19 protein-coding genes are annotated in these 16,685 nt (G+C 52.9%); 14 read left to right on the top strand and 5 right to left on the bottom strand.

Going from position 1 to position 16,685, the window contains the following annotated elements; genetic code table 11:
- Window positions 1-27 precede the first annotated feature (27 nt).
- The 4 genes from ACTVJH_RS05575 to ACTVJH_RS05560 all read left to right on the top strand — a co-directional run bounded on the left by ACTVJH_RS05575 (window position 28) and on the right by ACTVJH_RS05560 (window position 2,089).
- Window positions 28-456, top strand: coding sequence for an NIL domain-containing protein (locus tag ACTVJH_RS05575; RefSeq protein WP_455988316.1), 429 nt, complete (start codon window positions 28-30; stop codon window positions 454-456).
- A gap of 70 nt (window positions 457-526) precedes the next feature.
- Window positions 527-1,054 (top strand): PilZ domain-containing protein, encoded by a 528-nt coding sequence (locus ACTVJH_RS05570; protein ID WP_455988314.1) that lies wholly within the window; start codon window positions 527-529, stop codon window positions 1,052-1,054.
- Complete coding sequence (locus ACTVJH_RS05565) at window positions 1,051-1,782, top strand: hypothetical protein (protein WP_455988312.1); 732 nt, start codon at window positions 1,051-1,053, stop codon at window positions 1,780-1,782. Before ACTVJH_RS05570 ends, ACTVJH_RS05565 begins: the two co-directional genes overlap by 4 nt.
- Window positions 1,783-1,825: 43 nt before the next feature.
- Window positions 1,826-2,089 (top strand): hypothetical protein, encoded by a 264-nt coding sequence (locus ACTVJH_RS05560; protein ID WP_455988310.1) that lies wholly within the window; start codon window positions 1,826-1,828, stop codon window positions 2,087-2,089.
- A 9-nt stretch (window positions 2,090-2,098) separates the two neighbouring features.
- Here the strand turns inward: ACTVJH_RS05560 and ACTVJH_RS05555 are convergent, their stop codons facing one another.
- Genes ACTVJH_RS05555 through relB form a run of 3 tightly spaced genes read right to left on the bottom strand, consistent with a single transcriptional unit; the run spans window position 2,099 to window position 3,193 of the window.
- A complete protein-coding gene (locus ACTVJH_RS05555) occupies window positions 2,099-2,674 on the bottom strand; it encodes a tetratricopeptide repeat protein (RefSeq protein ID WP_455988308.1) in 576 nt (191 codons plus the stop codon).
- A 35-nt stretch (window positions 2,675-2,709) separates the two neighbouring features.
- Window positions 2,710-2,982: a type II toxin-antitoxin system RelE family toxin gene (locus tag ACTVJH_RS05550; protein WP_455988306.1), complete on the bottom strand. Its 273-nt coding sequence runs from the start codon at window positions 2,980-2,982 to the stop codon at window positions 2,710-2,712.
- On the bottom strand, window positions 2,966-3,193 hold the full coding sequence (gene relB, locus ACTVJH_RS05545) for a type II toxin-antitoxin system RelB family antitoxin (RefSeq protein ID WP_455988305.1): 228 nt from the start codon (window positions 3,191-3,193) through the stop codon (window positions 2,966-2,968). The genes ACTVJH_RS05550 and relB overlap by 17 nt, the downstream gene beginning before the upstream one ends.
- Window positions 3,194-3,726: 533 nt before the next feature.
- Here relB and ACTVJH_RS05540 point away from each other — a divergent pair.
- The 6 genes from ACTVJH_RS05540 (at window position 3,727) to ACTVJH_RS05515 (ending at window position 10,011) form a co-directional block, all read left to right on the top strand.
- Complete coding sequence (locus ACTVJH_RS05540) at window positions 3,727-5,343, top strand: FG-GAP-like repeat-containing protein (RefSeq protein WP_455988303.1); 1,617 nt, start codon at window positions 3,727-3,729, stop codon at window positions 5,341-5,343.
- A 172-nt stretch (window positions 5,344-5,515) separates the two neighbouring features.
- Window positions 5,516-6,889: an outer membrane homotrimeric porin gene (locus ACTVJH_RS05535; RefSeq protein ID WP_455988301.1), complete on the top strand. Its 1,374-nt coding sequence runs from the start codon at window positions 5,516-5,518 to the stop codon at window positions 6,887-6,889.
- Between the two features lie 658 nt (window positions 6,890-7,547).
- The gene (locus ACTVJH_RS05530; protein ID WP_455988299.1) at window positions 7,548-8,465 is read left to right on the top strand and encodes a transposase; all 918 of its coding nucleotides are present in this window, start codon (window positions 7,548-7,550) and stop codon (window positions 8,463-8,465) included.
- Between the two features lie 148 nt (window positions 8,466-8,613).
- Complete coding sequence (locus tag ACTVJH_RS05525; protein WP_455988297.1) at window positions 8,614-8,934, top strand: type II toxin-antitoxin system PrlF family antitoxin; 321 nt, start codon at window positions 8,614-8,616, stop codon at window positions 8,932-8,934.
- On the top strand, window positions 8,934-9,395 hold the full coding sequence (locus ACTVJH_RS05520; RefSeq protein WP_455988295.1) for a type II toxin-antitoxin system YhaV family toxin: 462 nt from the start codon (window positions 8,934-8,936) through the stop codon (window positions 9,393-9,395). Before ACTVJH_RS05525 ends, ACTVJH_RS05520 begins: the two co-directional genes overlap by 1 nt.
- 343 nt (window positions 9,396-9,738) lie before the next feature.
- Complete coding sequence (locus ACTVJH_RS05515) at window positions 9,739-10,011, top strand: ComEA family DNA-binding protein (protein WP_455988293.1); 273 nt, start codon at window positions 9,739-9,741, stop codon at window positions 10,009-10,011.
- A 124-nt stretch (window positions 10,012-10,135) separates the two neighbouring features.
- On the opposite strand, the gene ACTVJH_RS05510 is transcribed toward ACTVJH_RS05515, so the two are convergent.
- On the bottom strand, window positions 10,136-10,912 hold the full coding sequence (locus ACTVJH_RS05510) for a lysophospholipid acyltransferase family protein (RefSeq protein WP_455988291.1): 777 nt from the start codon (window positions 10,910-10,912) through the stop codon (window positions 10,136-10,138).
- A 156-nt stretch (window positions 10,913-11,068) separates the two neighbouring features.
- The gene (locus ACTVJH_RS05505) at window positions 11,069-12,178 is read right to left on the bottom strand and encodes a hypothetical protein (RefSeq protein WP_455988289.1); all 1,110 of its coding nucleotides are present in this window, start codon (window positions 12,176-12,178) and stop codon (window positions 11,069-11,071) included.
- A 280-nt stretch (window positions 12,179-12,458) separates the two neighbouring features.
- Between ACTVJH_RS05505 and ACTVJH_RS05500 the strand changes: the two genes are divergently transcribed.
- The 4 genes from ACTVJH_RS05500 (at window position 12,459) to ACTVJH_RS05485 (ending at window position 16,530) form a co-directional block, all read left to right on the top strand.
- Complete coding sequence (locus ACTVJH_RS05500; RefSeq protein ID WP_455988287.1) at window positions 12,459-13,604, top strand: MlaE family lipid ABC transporter permease subunit; 1,146 nt, start codon at window positions 12,459-12,461, stop codon at window positions 13,602-13,604.
- Window positions 13,605-13,921: 317 nt separating this feature from the next.
- Window positions 13,922-14,698: an ABC transporter ATP-binding protein gene (locus tag ACTVJH_RS05495; protein ID WP_455988285.1), complete on the top strand. Its 777-nt coding sequence runs from the start codon at window positions 13,922-13,924 to the stop codon at window positions 14,696-14,698.
- Between the two features lie 180 nt (window positions 14,699-14,878).
- Entirely contained in the window at window positions 14,879-15,880 is a 1,002-nt protein-coding gene (locus ACTVJH_RS05490; protein ID WP_455988283.1) for an MlaD family protein, read from the top strand.
- Window positions 15,881-15,906: 26 nt separating this feature from the next.
- On the top strand, window positions 15,907-16,530 hold the full coding sequence (locus ACTVJH_RS05485) for an ABC-type transport auxiliary lipoprotein family protein (protein ID WP_455988281.1): 624 nt from the start codon (window positions 15,907-15,909) through the stop codon (window positions 16,528-16,530).
- Window positions 16,531-16,685 lie beyond the last annotated feature (155 nt).

Here is a 16,685-nt window from a genome sequence, read left to right as displayed (position 1 = left end):
TCTAAAATTTCTAAAAATCATACCTTCATGAAAAACTACAGTCGCATCATCTCCCTCTCCTTTCCCCCGATCGTTTCGGGCAATCCGGTCATCTGCAACCTGGCCAAGCGCTTCGACCTGACCTTCAACATCCTGAAGGCCAGGATCAATCCCCGGCACGAAGGCCATATGGTTCTGGAACTTTCAGGCAGGGAAGAGGACTACAACCAGGGAATCACCTATCTTCAGGAGCACGAGATCACGGTCACCCCGGTGGCCCAGCAGATCTCGCGCGACGAGGAATCCTGTCTGCACTGCGGGGTGTGTACGGCCCTCTGTCCCACCGGCGCCCTGCATCTCGATGCCGAAACCCGACGGATCGAATTCGACCGCGACAAATGCACGGCCTGCGGCCAATGCACCCGCATCTGCCCGGTCCACGCCATGCATGTCGAGGTGGAGGACAACGGATTCTAACCCATATCGTAGGGGCACGGCGCGCCGTGCCACCAGGACGTGCCCCACAGACCGGCCCAACAGGAGCGACATGGAAACCGAACGCAAAACCTACTCCCGCATCGACACCGCACTTCAGGCCTTCATGCGCAAGGTCGCTTCGCCCACGACTCGTCCGGAACTCAGAGGCGGCTTCTGCCAGGGGGTCTCGCATCTTCGCGACGAACTCCAGCGAACCTCCATTCCCGTCCCCCTGATCGACTACCTCGAGGCCATGAACACCAAGCTCGACACCATTCTCGGCCTCCTGCACCAGGACTCCATTCAGGCAGACTATCCCCTTGAGGCAACCATCACCCAGATAAGCGGCGCGGATCTGCAATTCATCTCGCCCCATGATCTGCGTATTGGAGATCATCTGGAACTGGTGATCACCCTGTCACGCTTTCCCCTCTATCTGGTCAATCCGGTAGGGACCATCACCCGGCGCGAGCAGACTTCGGAAACCAACAGCCGCTGGGTCCTGGAATTCACCACCATCCGGGACAACGACCGCGAAGCCATCATCCAGTATGTATTCAGGGAACAGCGAGAAATGATCCGGGGAGAACGACAATGAACAAAACCTTTGAAGACTGGATGAATCTGGCACGGACCTACCTGTCTGCGAATGCCGGCAGGCAGATCCCCGGCATGACCCACAACGCGAACAATTTCTGCCATGTCCTGGAAATGCAGCTGGAACTCTTTCAGAGCAAGATCAACCGACAGCCGGACATGCTGGCGGCCGAACTTTTGCCCAAATGCACCCGATTGAGTCAGGCGGTCGGCAAACTCGCGGAGATACTCAAAGATAACGAGCAGTTGAGTTTTTTTACCGATGAGGGTGTCGCCATGATCGATCTCAGTCAATTCATGGACTGGGTGGACAGATTCTGGACCAACAACCTCTTTTACAAGCACAAACTGGTCAAAACCATTGCGTGCGACGAGTCCGTCCCCACGCTTCAGCTCCCCCCCTTCATTCTGACCCTGGCCATTGACGAGGCCCTGAAAAACGCCATCGAGGCCTGTAAGATCAAGAACCCGGGAGGTCCACACAACGTGCACATGGAAATAGCGCCGCACAAAAAGGGAGCCGTGCTCACCCTGACCTCGCCGACCACCTTCCCCAACGATCTCGATCCCTGGAAGGAGTACGCAACAACCCAACCCGACCACCTCGGTCTCGGCCTTCCCATGGTCAGATTCTTGGCCGCTCAGGCGGGCTGGCAGGTGGATCTTGTGACAGACGGAGAAAACACCACGTTCAGGCTGGAGATTCCCGAACAAAGGACAAAATGGTAGGGGTACCCCTTGCGGATATCCACATCTGCGAAAGGGAAAACCTATGCAGGGCAATCAAAAAAAAGAGTTATACCTTATGGAATCCTTCGCGAACAAATCGCCTGAAATACTGACTGCGGTCACGATTCTCGAAAGCATCGACGAATCCCAAAGAACTCGAGCGGTTGAGATGCTGCGGCAATACGTTCAAGACATCCGGAATGAACAGAAATGGGACAAAATTCTTAGAGAGCACCCTCAACCGATGCTCGATCTCGCGGCCCAGGCTTTGGACGAACATACACAGGGAAAAACCAAAGAGATGTGATGCGATCATTCACTCCTTTTCCATTTCCTGTCTCCGGTCTCCTGTCTCCCTGTCTCCTGCCTCCCTGATTGCGCACCCCGCACTTTCCTCGATTTCCCTAACCACCTCCTCGCAGTCCAACTCCTCGCCCTCCTCAAAGAGCGCCTTGTACACGTTGATCTCCCTGAGTACGTGGCGGTTGTTCATGTCGAAATACCCTTCCCAGGCCTGCATGGCCTTTTCCAGATTGCCTTTCCTGGCCCAGGCCAGGCCGAGAAAGAGCTTAGCGGTGTGATTTTCCGGATTCTTCTGCAGCACCTGCTGGGCACAGACCTTGGCCGGGTTGAGATCGCCCAGCCGGTAATGGCAGACCATCAGCTGAACCCGGGCCTCCACATGTCGTGGTTCCCTGGCCAGAACCCCCTTGTACCCCTCCCGAGCCAGCTCCAGCTCCCCCTCGCCAAAAAGCCGGTCCGCCTCGCCAATCTCCCTGCCGATCCCGGAAACCGGCTTCGCAGGCTTCGGAGCCGCAACCGAAACCACATCATCCATATTCTGCCGTACCCGGCGCACCGCGCTGAATAAAAAATCTCGTCTGGAAACCATGGATTTCCTACTCTCTTTTCTCTGAAGGAAGCAATTCAATGACCGCCATACACTCGTCTCCGGTGCCCCACTCTCACGACAAGTACCGTCAACCGATCATCCCGGATATCAGCGATGATCCTATAATTACGAACACGATACCTCCACAATCCGGAAAGATTTTTCCTCAAAGGCGCCCCGAATTGACGAGGATTCTCGGCCGTTGCGATGCGCTCTTTTAAAAAATGCAGGATATCACGTTGGGCCTTTCTGTCTATCCGGGCCAACTCCTTCTTGGCCTCTCGGACAAACTCAATTTTCCAAGCCAAGTTCCCGCTCCACTTCTTCAAGTGTATAAACGTGTGCCTGGCCTTTTTTGACCTCATCAAGCCGTTTCTCGGCCAAAATAAAATCTTCCATATCATCAAGATATGAGGCAACGGCCTCCTGAATATAAAACGCCTTGGATTTCCCTGTTTCTCGTGAAAGGGAATCAAGCCGTCGCTCGTCTTCCTGTGACAATCGCACCGATGTCGGCATAATGGCTACCTCCTCAAATCAAAAAAACATCTCGTAGCTCGAATCAATACTATAAATTAGTTGCCTGAGACGTACGTGTCAACAAACCTTCCTCACTGGAACAGAATACATGTATTGTCATCCAACCACGTGAAACAGCATGACGGGCTTGCCCCGTCCGGGTCGGATTAACTGTCCGACCGATCCTGGCATTGTCGAGTCCTAAAAATTAGTTGTCACTTTTCTGGGATTCTCCTGTCTCCTTTCTTTTCCTCCTGCTCGTTCCGGTTTGGGCGAACACAAGGTTCGCCCCTACTTCCATTCTCCTTTCCCGTCAGCTTTGCATAAGGTCTGCTAACCTCGCAAGCTCGCTAAGCATTCACTTTTCCCGTCTCCTTTCTTTTAAGCCTAAAACCTAAAACCTAACACCTAAAACCTAACACTTAAAACAGTCCTCCTTGACAATCCCCCCCATCCCAACCAAAAGTCTCCCATCTTCTCCCGTTAAAAATCAGCGGACCTGTATCCGCCCACCCCTGTCTGGAGGAATATCCATGATCCTGCGTCTTACACTTATACTTTTCTGTCTTTTGAGCTTCTCGCCCCAGGCCCTGGCCGAGGAGGCCAGGACCTTTGCCGTGGCCCCGTTCGGCGTGCACGGTCCGCAAACCTATAGCTATCTCCAGCAGGGCATTCCCTCCATGCTCCAGACCCGGCTGACCTGGCCCGGCCATTTCAGCCCGGTTTCCTCGGACGTGGTCAAGGAGCAGATCCCCTCGCCCGTGACCGGCTTGGATGCGGCCGCAAAAGGGCTGGCCGGTCTTCAGGCCGACTATCTGGTCTACGGCAGCGTGACCATCATGGGCAAGGAGTGCAGCCTGGACGTCCAGCTGATGAACAAGGAAGGCACCACCACCCCGTTTGCCTCCCAGACAACCATCGACCAACTCATACCGTCCCTGGAGACCACCGCCAAGCAGATCAACGGTGATGTCTTCAAACGGCCCGAGGAAAAACCGGCCCAACAGACCAATACAGTCAATCAGATGAATCCCAACCTGGTCATTAACCAGGCAACGAGTGGGCAGGAAGTTTACCTCAACCCCAACATCAAATACCAGGCGACCTCCATGGACAATGGAAGATGGCGGAGCCAGTCCCTCAATTTCGTATCCCAGGGCATGGTAATTGGAGATGCTGATAACGATGGCGTAAATGAAATTTTTATCATTGGCGATCATTTCGTCCATGCATACGTGCACGAAAACAATCGCCTCATGGCTGTGGCAACCTATGAAGGGCCGATAAGCACACAAAATATCAACATCAATCTCCTGGATACCAACAGAGATGGGCTGAGCGAAATCATTGTTTCTTCCATCTGCGATAAAGAACCACGTTCCTTCATCCTTAATTACAATCAAGGATCTTTTACAGAAATAGCCACCAGAATTCCTCTTTTTCTCAACGTGATCCGCACCCCCCCAGATTTCATGCCAACACTTCTGGGACAGAAACAAGGTGTAACCCGAATATTCAAACCCGGAGTACATGAAGTCATCAAGATGTCGGGGGAATACTCTCTAGGGCGGAGGCTGGATCTTCCGGACCAATCCAATGTCTTCAGCGTCGCCTTCCTCCCGGAAAATGGTGATTACAAAATCATCCGATGCAACAGTCACGATCACCTTGAAGTGTACAGCTCCGAGAACAATCTCCAGGCTGCCACAAGTGAAAGCTACGCGTCCTCCTCGTTGGGGCTGGAAATCAGTGAAGGATTACCCGGCCTGCCGGTTCCAGAAAAGGCAGGGATTCCAAAAAATTACTATTTTGTGCCATCTAGGCTCCTGCCTATAAATTTAGACAAGGATGATCGGTTTGAACTTCTTGTCGGGCACAATATTTCTGTAGCATCACAGTTTTTCAACGCCTACCGCTCGTTTGCTCAAGGTGAAATTCATACCCTTTTCTGGGATGGTATCGGTTTGAATCTCGCATGGAAGACCAGACGAATAAAAGGCTCAATCATCGACTATGCTATTGCCGACACAGACAATGACGGTAACGAAGAGCTTGTTATCTGTATTCTAACCCATCCCGGCGCAACCGGTCTTGGGAACAAACGAACCATGCTTCTCAGTTATCCCCTTGAGTTGACACCACATAATTGACAATTGAGTTGGTTCAAAATTTTGTACCGTACAAAATTTTGAACTTTTGTCAAAAAAGAGTCAAAAAGTCCTTGCATCCGACAATGCTTGTGGCTAGAGGTTGATCACCCGGTTCGATCCGGGTGCGGCGATGGAAATCTGTTTAACCAACACACAAGGAGGAAGTATCCCTATGAAACGTGTAGCACTTCTCGCAGTGGCAGCACTTTTTGTCCTGTCCACTGTTTGCACGGCTTCCGCTGTGGAACTCAATGTCCGCGGCGGACTCGATGTGCATGGCGACTGGCTGGTCAATGGTGACCACAACTCTGACGAAAGTGATGGCGATAACTTCACCGCTCGTCAGCGTCTGCGCACCTGGTTTGATTTTGTTGCCAATGAAAATTTGAAGGCTGTTGTTGGTATTGAAAGCAACACATACTGGGGTGAATACAAAAAAGGCGATCTCAGCACTGATGGAGATTCCCTCGTTGTGAAACATGCCTACCTTGATTTTACAGAGCCCACTGCTGGCATCAACGTCAAGGCCGGTTTGCAGACCATTGCCTTTCCTGGCATATTTGGTAACCCCATCCTGGATGACGATGCTGCTGGTCTGCTCGTTTCCAAACAGATCAACGACATGTTCGCCATAACTGCCGGTTGGGTTCGTGGTTACGACCTGGATACTCCTTATGACGAAGGAACTGACAAACTGGAAGGCGACGATGTCGATGTTGCCCTCCTGGTTCTCCCTGTGACCGCTGACGGTTTTTCCGTGATCCCGTACTTTGCATATGCATGGATTGGCCAAGGTGCTACAGAAGCCCTTGTCGCCCTCGATGATACGCCAGAAGGCTTGGTCGCTTCCAACCCGAAACTTCCTCTTACTGACGATCTGTCCGCCATGTGGCTGGGCGCAAACTTCAGTGTTGACATGTTCGATCCCATTGTCGTCGCTGGTGATCTTATGTATGGTAATGTAGATGGTGATTGTGGTCAAAACGATCGCGCCGGTTACGTTTTCGACTTGGCCATTGATTACAAAATGGACATGATGACTCCTGAGCTGTTCTTCATATACGGCACGGGTGAAGACGATGACGCAACAGATGGCAGTGAACTCATGCCCTTCATTGACGATGCCAACTGGGGCGCTTCGGTTGGCGTTGGTTACGGTTCCATGTTCTGGAACAGTGCTGACGGAGTCGCCGTTGGCGCTCCTGTTGGTATCTGGGCCATTGGTGCTGCCTTGAAGGATATTACCTTCGTCGAAAAGCTGTCCAATACTTTGAAGGTTATCTATGCTCAGGGTACCAATGACGAAGACCTCTATCGCGGTGCTGGACGAGTAGATGCTCCCGGCTTGGGTAGCTCTGCTGGCCTGTCTGAAAATGATTCTTTCTTTGAAGTCGACCTGGTCACCAAGTACCAGATCTTCGAAGAACTTGTTGCCGCTCTTGAGCTTGGCTACATCAACCCCGATCTGGATGACGAAGATCATGGCGGATCCGTAGAAAGTGACGCTATCTGGAAGATCGCCACTGGTTTCCAGTACCGCTTCTAGTTTGACGTAATTAAATAGTTTTTCCACCGCCGCTTTACCCAAAACAAAAGGTCGGGTTTTTCCCGACCTTTTGTTTTGGTGAATCATTGAATAAGGGGACAGGTCTATATTGAAATAACTCGATCCATCTGTTACCCATCATCTCAATTCCTCATTTTCATACGCATCCGGCTTTTCGAGCTGTCGCTCTCTTTCCTCCTGCACCCCAATTCCGGAGGTCTTCACATGCCGCGCATGAATTATGGGGACATCCATGATAAGTAAGTCAAGTGAATATGGGGACAGGTTCCATATTGAAATAACTCGATCCATCTGATACCCCTCATCTCAACTCCTCATTTTTATCCGCACCCGCGTAATCAGGCCTTAACTCTTAAACCTTAACCCTTTCCCTGATACCTGCTGTCCCTTTTCCTCCTGCACCCTCAATTCCGGAGGTCTTCCCATGCCGCGCATCGCCAGATTTGTTCGTTCAGACACCCCAACAGAGCGAATATGGGGACAGGTTCCATATCAGAAAGAACATGGGGACAGGTTCCATATTGAAATAACTCGATCCATCTGATACCTCTCATCTCAATTCCTCATTTTCATACGCATCCGGCTTTTCGAGCTGTCGCTCTCTTTCCTCCTGCACCCCAATTCCGGAGGTCTTCACATGCCGCGCATCGCCAGGTTTGTTCGTCCCGACACCCCGACCGTGTACCATGTCATCTCTCGAACCGCTCTGGATGGATTTCCGCTTGGAGACAGAGAAAAAGACCATCTCCTCGATACGATACGGTTTCTCTGCCGGTTCTACTTCGCAGAGGTCCTTGGTTTCTGCATCATGTCGAACCACTTTCATCTGGTTGTGCGCATGCATCCCCCGGATCATCTTTCAGACGAAGAGATGAACAAGCGACTTGAAAAATGGTTCCCCGAAGGCCGGGAAATCACCCCGAAAACCATTGCCGATTTCAGGGAGAGGTGGTCGTCTCTTTCCAAACTCATCAAGGATATCAAACAGAATTTCACACGCTATTACAACGCCCTCCACAACCGCAAAGGCTATTTCTGGGGAGACCGGTTCAAATCCCTGATCGTGCAGAACGGTCATTCCCTGGTCAATCTCCTGGCCTATGTGGATCTGAACCCCATCCGTGCCGGGATCGTCAAACGCCCGGAAGACTACCGCTGGTGCTCACTTGGCTATCATGTCCAGACGAACAACCGGGAGAACCTGCTCTCCATGGATTTCGGGATGAAGGAGTGGGGCGAACACGAACCCGCTACAATCCTCCGGTCCTACAGACAATTTGTCTATGAAACCGGAGCGGTGGACACGGGCAAGGGCAAGCCCATGGATGCCGGGATCGTAGCCAGGGAGAGAAAAAAGAATTTCGAGCTCAAACGGTTCGAGCTCTTCCGCTACCGGACGAGATACTTCTCGGACGCCGGTATCCTCGGATCAAAAGAGTTCGTCCAGGAGGTCTTCGACCAGATCAAACACCTTCTGAAATCAAAGGACACCCGAAAATTCACCCCCATGAGCGGAGCCAACGGGGTCTATGCCATGAAGAGATTGCAAGCGTAAGGCGTAGAGGACCCCTTCAGGTGCACACCCCGCTACAAGCGAGCAGCCAAAGAAGACGTAAGATGCGATACGCTCCACCGAACACATATCCTCTCCTTGACCGTGTAAGAAAAAATTCTTACACAGATGTAAACCCAGGAGGCCCCACATGATGCCCATTCAGGAAACAGCAACAGTCACGTCCAAAGGGCAAGTCACCCTGCCCAAGTCAATCCGCAACGCTCTTGGGGTTACCAGTGGCAACAAACTCAGTTTCGAACTCCAGGGCGAGCAGATCGTGGTCCGTCGTTTGCGAACGGACGAACACAAAGACCCCGCCATCGCCAAATTTCTCACCTTGGTCGAAAAGGATCTTCGGACGGGAAAACATGTCCGCAACCTGCCTGAGCACCTGCAAAAATCCATGCTTTCCATGCTCGATGCCCCCATGGACCTGGACGAGGAAATTGATGGTGAGGTCGATCTGTAATGCAGCGACATGGCTGGACATTGCTCTTCCATGACGGTTTTGTGAATCAGATCGAAAAACTTGCGAAATCCGTCAGCCGGATCAAACAGAAACGCCCCCATGAGCTGAGCTCGAATGCGACGTACAAACTCTATGCAGCCCTATCTCATCTCGTGATGGACGTGATTCCCCAAGATCCGAACAGTGATCGATTCCGGCAAGGCAACACTTTGGGAACAGAACATCGGCACTGGAGACGAGCCAAAATCGGCAGACGCTTTCGACTTTTTTTCCGTTTCGACTCCCGTTCAAAAGTTATCGTCTTTGCCTGGGTCAACGATACACACTCCTTGCGCAGTGGGGGCAGCAAGTCAGACCCCTATGCTCTCTTCACCAAAATGCTCGAACAAGGAAACCCTCCTGACGATTGGGACACGCTTCTCGAGCTGTGCCGGCCGAACCCATCCATATTCCAAGAATAATACATCCCGCCATACAAAGAGATTACACAAAACAAACAAGCAGCGCCCAAATGCCCCCCTGGTTCACCGAGCCCGCCGATCAGGTGAGGTTCACTGGAGCTCCGACCTCCCGTCTGCAGTGGTCCTGCATCACTCATCGAGTTTTCCGACCGCTCTATTTTGTCAGACATACGCTACTTGCTGCACTATCTTTTTATTATAGCGCTAAGAATTTACAAAATAAAAATGTAAGACATCACAAAATAAATTTTTCGTGGATAAAATGTTCTCCTTGTGGCATGTGTATCACAATTTGTGATACACTTTTTTGTTCTCTCACTTTCACCGCACAAGGAGGATTCACATGTTGTCCATCAAAACCCGTATCGCAACCCTTGTTTTCATTTTTTCGATATGCTGTATCGGCATCGGAACAGGCCTCTGCGCTGACCAGGTGGACCTCAATACGGCGACACAGGAGCAGTTGCAGACCCTGCCCGGTATCGGCCCGGCCATTGCCCAGCGGATCATCGCCTACCGGACAGAACACCCGTTTCAAAGCGTTGATGAAGTGCAGCAGGTCAAGGGAATCGGCCCGAAAATATTCGAGCAGATCAAGCCGCTGATCAAAGTCTGATCCGATTGTCATGGCCGGTCGCACAAGCATGGCAGGCCGACCATTGGTCAATAGATCTTGCACCATCGCAAACGAAAAAGGCCGGGATTTCTCCCGGCCTTTTTCGTTTGTCCTGAACATTGTTCTACTTACCCCACGCCTCCAATCGCTCCCGCACAAAATTCACGCAGGCCTCGTGCTGCTGCTTGCCGTTCCCCGTGATGGCCATGGGCTCTCCAAAGGCAAACCGGATCGTTTTGTTCGGATCGATCCGGCCAAAGTCCTTGATCCACGTGCCGTTTCCCCAGGCATCGGTCTTCAGTGCCAGGGGAACCACCGGGACACCGGCCCGTCTGGCCAGTTTGACGCCGATGGAATTGAACCGGGCCGGATCAAAGTCGACCATCCGGGTACTCTGAGGGAAGACAATCACGGATCGTCCTGATTCGATCCGTTGCTCCCCTTGTTCGAGTACGCATCTGAGATCATCCCTGGGGTTTTCCCGACCCACGGCAATGGGATCCCATCCGGACGTGACTGCCCCGAAAAAAGGAATCTTGAGAAGTCCTTTCTTGACCACAAAGGTCATCCTCGTGTGCTGAAGAACGATCCAGGGGAGGACAAACGTTTCCAAGGTGCTCATGTGATTGGCCACGACCACACACGGACCTTTGGCCCTGTCCAGAGCCATGGCATTCTCCACGGCAACCCGGCATCCCACCGATTCCAGCGAGCGGACAATCCCGTAACTGCAACTGACAAATTTTTCAGGGGTAAAGGAACGCTGTTTGATAAGCACAAAGGCCCTGGCGATCTGGAACAGATCCCGGGTATAAAAACACAAACTGGGAAATTGCCGGGCCATAAATCCGGGATGGGCAGGAGGAGAGGCATAATCGTCCAGGACGGCAGGTAGGTGCATAACGTTTTCCTCATGATGACGATTCACATGGAAACCCAGCTGGTCGAACAGTCGGATAGTTTCAAAGCCATGAAGGGAACATAAAGAAAGGGAGCACCGATCGCAACCGGCACTCCCTGTTTTTTCCAGCTACCTGACTTTTCAGGAAAAGGCCCCTTATCGTTTCGAGGCAGTCCGCTGTCCGGCCAGGGTTCTGCAGGCCGAGGCGTCCACAGGGCTCTCTTGGCCCAGGATCTCCTTGAGATACCCCTGGACCAAAATCTTGACCATGTCCTCCTTGGGCATCTTTGCCAGATATTCTCCTGAATCGAGCATTTTCTTGAACGGGGATTTGCGAACCACGGGGTCATCCACGTTCTTGATCTGTTCGATATACGGCTTGACCAGCCCACGCAATTCGCCCGGAGTCAGATTTTCACAGATATCGACCTGCTCCGCCATCACGTCCTCGGAAGGCAGCTCAGGACTCTCCAGAATCGCCTGCATGGCGGTTGCAAAGCGTTCGCAGCCCTCCTCGATGTGATGGGGCCGGACCATATTGATTCCGGCCCACCCGGCCCGAAGCCATTTGAAGACCCCGGCCTTGATCGTCATCCCCTCGGGGGTGGGAACCTCGCAAAAAATGGTCACGGACATGGCACCGTACATGTATGAGCTGACCCATCCGAGTCCGCCCTTGGTCAGACCGTCCACACCGGAATAGAGATACTGCCAGTCGGCATCATTGCCAACCACAGCCCCTTTCTTGCCCACATCGGACTTGTCGTCCTGCCTGGTGATGGAAATAAGCACCGGCCCGGCTTCATGGGGCAGGAGGATCAGGGCCCGATCCATGTCATAGCTGTAATACCCGCCCGTGGACATATCAGGGGTGATCTCTTCGTGTTCCACGCCATGCACCACAACGGGCTCGTCCAGGTGACCCAGATGCTCCCAGAGCCTGGGCAGGGGTTTGTCCTGGCCGTTTACCGATGTCCATGCTCCGTGACGTACCGTGTTCGGGGCCAGAATATAATTGGGCAGATCGGGATTGTATCCGTATCTCAAAAGACGATCCATGGATACCTTGACCGAAAACGGATAATAGGCAGAGGTCATACTCTCCTTGTCCGGCAGTTCAAGTTCGGTCTCGTTGGAACTCGATCGAACCATATCCACGAGCAGATCGACCTCGTCACCGGCCGTAAAAACCGGGGGCGAGGGTTTGACCTGCGAAAGCATGGCCTCCAGTGCCTGGTCCAGGGCATCAGGTGTATGCTTCGGCATTCCGGACGAAGTCCATCCGGATGACAACATGCCAACCAAACACAAATATATGGTCAGTACCGTGAGTTGCATGTATCTTTTTTTCATTCACTCTTCCTTGGGGCTGTGCCCCTGCATGTTTCTCCCAAACACAAATAAATATAAGAGATGGCGGGCAAAGGCAAGAACACGATCGAGCCCTGAGGTACCCCTTCATCGTGGTGGACGAAACCGCCCGGGTCATGTATCCGGAGTCCATACATCTTTTCCCGCAGGCGCGCAGCCATCCGCTGGCCATCCCATGAACACACAGACCCATTCTCACGTCCTTCCTGCTGATTCCGGTATCGCCGTTTCCGTGGATGACGATTTTTTGACCATCGCCCTCAAAGGCCCGGTGGACAGATCGACCAGTGTCGCGCTCATCCAGTCCCTTTCCCGAAAAAATACCTTTTCCCAAAGGGCCCCGGTCCGCGTGAACATGCAGGAAGTGACCCATATGGATGATTTCGGGGCCGTGGTTCTCATGCATATAGCCCGCCTGTCCGACAATTTGGTCAGATTCGACCAGGTTCCTGCCGGCATGGATCGATTCGTGAACATGGTCCGCAACAACGGACATGCCTGCCCTCCCCCGGATCAGGGCCAAGATCGACCGGGGTGGATCGAAGGACTCGGGGACACGACCATCTCCATTTTGAATGACTCCCGAGCCATGCTTACTTTCGTGGGAGATGTGCTCCTATCGTTCGTGGTTGTGCTCCGCAATCCCCGCAGGCTGCGTGGAAACGACACCCTCATCCATTTGCAGCGGGTCGGGGCCGATGCCCTCCCCATTGTCGCCCTGATCAGTTTTCTGCTCGGATTGATCATGGCCTTTATGTCTGCGGTTCAGCTGGAACAATTCGGAGCCAATATATATGTAGCCTCTCTTGTGAGTTTGTCCATGGTCCGCGAACTCGGGCCCATCATGACCGCGATCATTGTTGCCGGTCGCTCCGGATCGGCCTTTGCCGCAGAAATAGGCAGCATGCGTGTTGCCGAAGAGATTGACGCACTGACGACCATGGGCTTTGATGTCACGGTCTTTCTCGTTCTGCCGCGACTCCTGGCCACGCTCATCGTTCTGCCCATGCTGACCCTTTTTTCAGATCTTTTTGCCGTTGCCGGCGGTCTTGTGGTCGGCGTAACCATGCTTGATCTGACCACCCACGGCTACATGGTCCAGACCATCAACACCATTTCTCCGGGGGATGTCGTCTGGAGCATGTTCAAGACCATGCTCTTTGCCATCCTCATTGCGGGAACAGGCTGCTTCAGAGGATTTCAGGTCCGCGGCGGCGCCGACGCCGTGGGTCGTGCCACCACATCATCCGTGGTCACGTCCATCTTTCTGATCATTCTGGCCGACTCCATTCTGGCCGTGATACAACGCTATTGGGGCTAATGCGGGCTGGCAGCAGTTTGAAGTTTTAGGTTTTAAGTTTTAAGTTCAAGCGGTTATAAAAATTTTTGTAACTATTCAGGTGCATTTCCCAAGAATCAGAATTACGAATTTAAGAAATTTAAGAGATTTAAGAAATTACAAGCGGTTAGCGTCCAGGTTCTCAATTTCTAAAATTTCTGAAATTCTTAAATCTCTGAAATTTACGGGCTGGCACTCAAATCTAACGATATATTCCAGTCTGTTGCTCCTGCTGAATTTTGACCTGAATAGCTACAATTTTTTTTATAACAGAACATCCTGAATAAGGTACTAAATGCATGTCCGATCCATCCTCTCCGGCCATAGATGTCCGTAACCTGACCATGGGATTCGGCTCACTCATCCTGCTCGAGGATGCCAGTTTCACGGTCAACCGGGGCGAAATTTTCGTTATCCTGGGGGGCAGCGGATGCGGCAAATCCACCCTGCTCAAGCATCTCATCGGGCTGCATGCTCCCCTGGAAGGTGACATCTTCATCCGAGATAAACCCATGGATCCGAACGATCAGAAAAGTTATCGAAAAATTCTGCAATCATTTGGTGTCATGTACCAGGGCGGGGCCTTGCTCGGTTCCATGACCCTGGCCGAGAACGTGGCCCTGCCCATCGCGGAATACACGGATTTACCCAAGCACGCGGTACGTGATCTGGCCTGCGTCAAGCTCGGTCAGGTCGGACTGCGAGGATTCGAGGATCACCTCCCCCTGGAGATCAGCGGCGGGATGAAAAAAAGGGCTGCTATCGCCCGGGCCATGGCCCTTGATCCGGCCATTCTCTTCCTGGACGAACCTTCAGCCGGGCTCGATCCGATCACCTCGGCCGAGCTGGACGAGCTCATCCTGGAGATCAACGATTCCCTGAAAACCACCATGGTCATCGTCTCTCACGAGCTCCTGTCCATCTATGCCATTGCCCATCAAGCGATCATGCTGGACAAGGAAACCGCCTCGATCATCGCCCAGGGAGATCCGCGATTTTTGCGCGATCACAGCGACAATCCGTTTGTGAATCATTTTTTCAACCGCAAACCGGGAACATCCCGTTCAACCCCCTGATCCGGCTGGAGTGCATGCATGTGATCAATACGATAGAGCGCCTCGGGTACGAACCGACCGGCTCATCACTCAACAACCTGCGCGTGTGTGATAAAAATCGTTTCAACGATCCCCAGACGCACCATGCAGGCTACAATCTGCGCCCTGTGCCCTGCGCACTTTTTTCCAACAGGACCATCCATGGCCACAGCCAGAACCAAATTTACCGTGGGACTCTTTGTCGTTGCAGGACTCGCATTGGGCGTGGTGATCATCATCACCCTGGGCATGACCAAATTTCTGGACCGGGGAGCGACCTATGTCACTTTTTTTGACGAATCCGTACAGGGATTGAATATCGATTCGCCGGTCAAATACCGGGGCGTTCCCATAGGACGGGTCAATTCCATTCAGGTAGCCCCTGATTCCCGACTCATCGAAGTGATCATGGACATTGACAAGGGCGTCACCATCAAGCCTGACTCCGAGGCCCGGCTGAGTGCCGTGGGGATCACCGGAAGCATGTTCGTCAACCTGGACATCCGCTCCCAGGACAGTCCCGGGCAATCCCCCATCCTCACCTTTGAAACCGACTATCCGGTCATCCCCTCGACCCCGTCGGACATAACCCAGGTCATGAACAGTATCTCCGTTTTGTACCACCGTCTTCTGGAGATCGATCTCAAGGGAATCGCCGATGGGATCAAGGAGAGCCTGGATCACTTCAATACCGCCATCGATGATCTCGCTCTGGCCGAGCTTTCCCGAGATGCCCGAACAACCCTTCAAGATATCGATGCCCTGGTCAACAACCCGGGCTGGAAATCCACCCTGACCTCGACCTCCGACGCAAGCCGGGCACTCAACACGGTCATAGAGCAGACCAAAACCACGCTGCAACATGCCACAGCGCTCCTTGTCCGGGTCGATGGGCTGATCGCCACCAATGAACCCGCTGTCAACGCCACTCTTCACGAGCTGCGAGATGCCGTGGCTCAGACGACCACCTTTGTTACCCAGGGAACGACCATGGTTGCAGGCAGCCAGGACAATCTCGAGGCCATGCAGAAACATCTGCTGGTGACCCTGCAGAACCTTGAAAAGGCCAGTCAGGGGTTGAACCGTCTTTTAGACGAACTCAAGGATCAACCCTCCCGTCTGATCATGAGCGACCCGCCTGAACCCCGAAAAATTGAAAAATGACCACCCTTTCATAGCGAGCATTGACCATGAAACTCTCGACCATCTCTTTTCTCCTGCTTGTCTCCCTGTTGCTGATCGCCACGGGCTGCATGCCTTCGGGTCGCACCCCCCCGAAGATCGATTTCTATACCCTGGAATACGATGCCCCGGTTTCGCCTCTGACCTCCGCTCTTCCCGTTGTGCTGGATATCCCCCGCTTTGCCATTGCTCCCGACTACAACACCGTACGCATCGTCTTCAAGGACACCCCGTTCGAGCGAAACGAATATGCCTACCACCGCTGGCATGCCGATCCGGCTGACCTGGTCACCGCGTTTCTCCGCAGGGACTTCATCCGATCCGGAAGCTTCCTGGCGGTCAACGATCCCGGGATGAAACTCTCGCCCACGCATGTCCTCAGCGGCAGTGTGGATGCCTTTTACGAGCAGGACCATGCCGATGGATGGGAATCTGTTCTTGAAGTGACCGTCACCCTGTCACAGGCCGATGAACCCGATGTGAGCCAACGCATCCTGTTCCAGCGTTGTTTTCAAAGCGTCCAACCCTGTCCGACAAAATCCCCCTCCGGTGTGGCCCGGGCCATGAGCATGGCTATGAAGGATATCTCACAACGGATTCTTGCCGAGGTCACTGCCGCCCTTGCCCGGTAATAAAACCTCTGCCAAACGTCGACCCAGGGCTGAGTTGTTCGCATGGCCGGCTCACCCCGCTTCGGGCGATTTGAAACTCTCTCGCCGGCCATCATATTTCAGGTAATTATTGTGTCTTGATCGTTGACCCTCTCAATTTTCTCGACTCTCTTAAA

Source organism: Desulfoplanes sp. PS50 (assembly GCF_053851535.1).
This window is presented reverse-complemented; position numbering and strand designations above follow the sequence as displayed.

Coding starts and splice junctions, on each gene's coding strand:
- ACTVJH_RS05575 (WP_455988316.1), top strand. CDS start 28: ATGAAAAACTACAGTCGCATCATCTCCCTCTCCTTTCCCCCGATCGTT.
- ACTVJH_RS05570 (WP_455988314.1), top strand. CDS start 527: ATGGAAACCGAACGCAAAACCTACTCCCGCATCGACACCGCACTTCAG.
- ACTVJH_RS05565 (WP_455988312.1), top strand. CDS start 1,051: ATGAACAAAACCTTTGAAGACTGGATGAATCTGGCACGGACCTACCTG.
- ACTVJH_RS05560 (WP_455988310.1), top strand. CDS start 1,826: ATGCAGGGCAATCAAAAAAAAGAGTTATACCTTATGGAATCCTTCGCG.
- ACTVJH_RS05555 (WP_455988308.1), bottom strand. CDS start 2,674: ATGGTTTCCAGACGAGATTTTTTATTCAGCGCGGTGCGCCGGGTACGG.
- relB (WP_455988305.1), bottom strand. CDS start 3,193: ATGCCGACATCGGTGCGATTGTCACAGGAAGACGAGCGACGGCTTGAT.
- ACTVJH_RS05540 (WP_455988303.1), top strand. CDS start 3,727: ATGATCCTGCGTCTTACACTTATACTTTTCTGTCTTTTGAGCTTCTCG.
- ACTVJH_RS05535 (WP_455988301.1), top strand. CDS start 5,516: ATGAAACGTGTAGCACTTCTCGCAGTGGCAGCACTTTTTGTCCTGTCC.
- ACTVJH_RS05530 (WP_455988299.1), top strand. CDS start 7,548: ATGCCGCGCATCGCCAGGTTTGTTCGTCCCGACACCCCGACCGTGTAC.
- ACTVJH_RS05525 (WP_455988297.1), top strand. CDS start 8,614: ATGATGCCCATTCAGGAAACAGCAACAGTCACGTCCAAAGGGCAAGTC.
- ACTVJH_RS05520 (WP_455988295.1), top strand. CDS start 8,934: ATGCAGCGACATGGCTGGACATTGCTCTTCCATGACGGTTTTGTGAAT.
- ACTVJH_RS05515 (WP_455988293.1), top strand. CDS start 9,739: ATGTTGTCCATCAAAACCCGTATCGCAACCCTTGTTTTCATTTTTTCG.
- ACTVJH_RS05510 (WP_455988291.1), bottom strand. CDS start 10,912: ATGCACCTACCTGCCGTCCTGGACGATTATGCCTCTCCTCCTGCCCAT.
- ACTVJH_RS05505 (WP_455988289.1), bottom strand. CDS start 12,178: ATGCCGAAGCATACACCTGATGCCCTGGACCAGGCACTGGAGGCCATG.
- ACTVJH_RS05500 (WP_455988287.1), top strand. CDS start 12,459: ATGAACACACAGACCCATTCTCACGTCCTTCCTGCTGATTCCGGTATC.
- ACTVJH_RS05495 (WP_455988285.1), top strand. CDS start 13,922: ATGTCCGATCCATCCTCTCCGGCCATAGATGTCCGTAACCTGACCATG.
- ACTVJH_RS05490 (WP_455988283.1), top strand. CDS start 14,879: ATGGCCACAGCCAGAACCAAATTTACCGTGGGACTCTTTGTCGTTGCA.
- ACTVJH_RS05485 (WP_455988281.1), top strand. CDS start 15,907: ATGAAACTCTCGACCATCTCTTTTCTCCTGCTTGTCTCCCTGTTGCTG.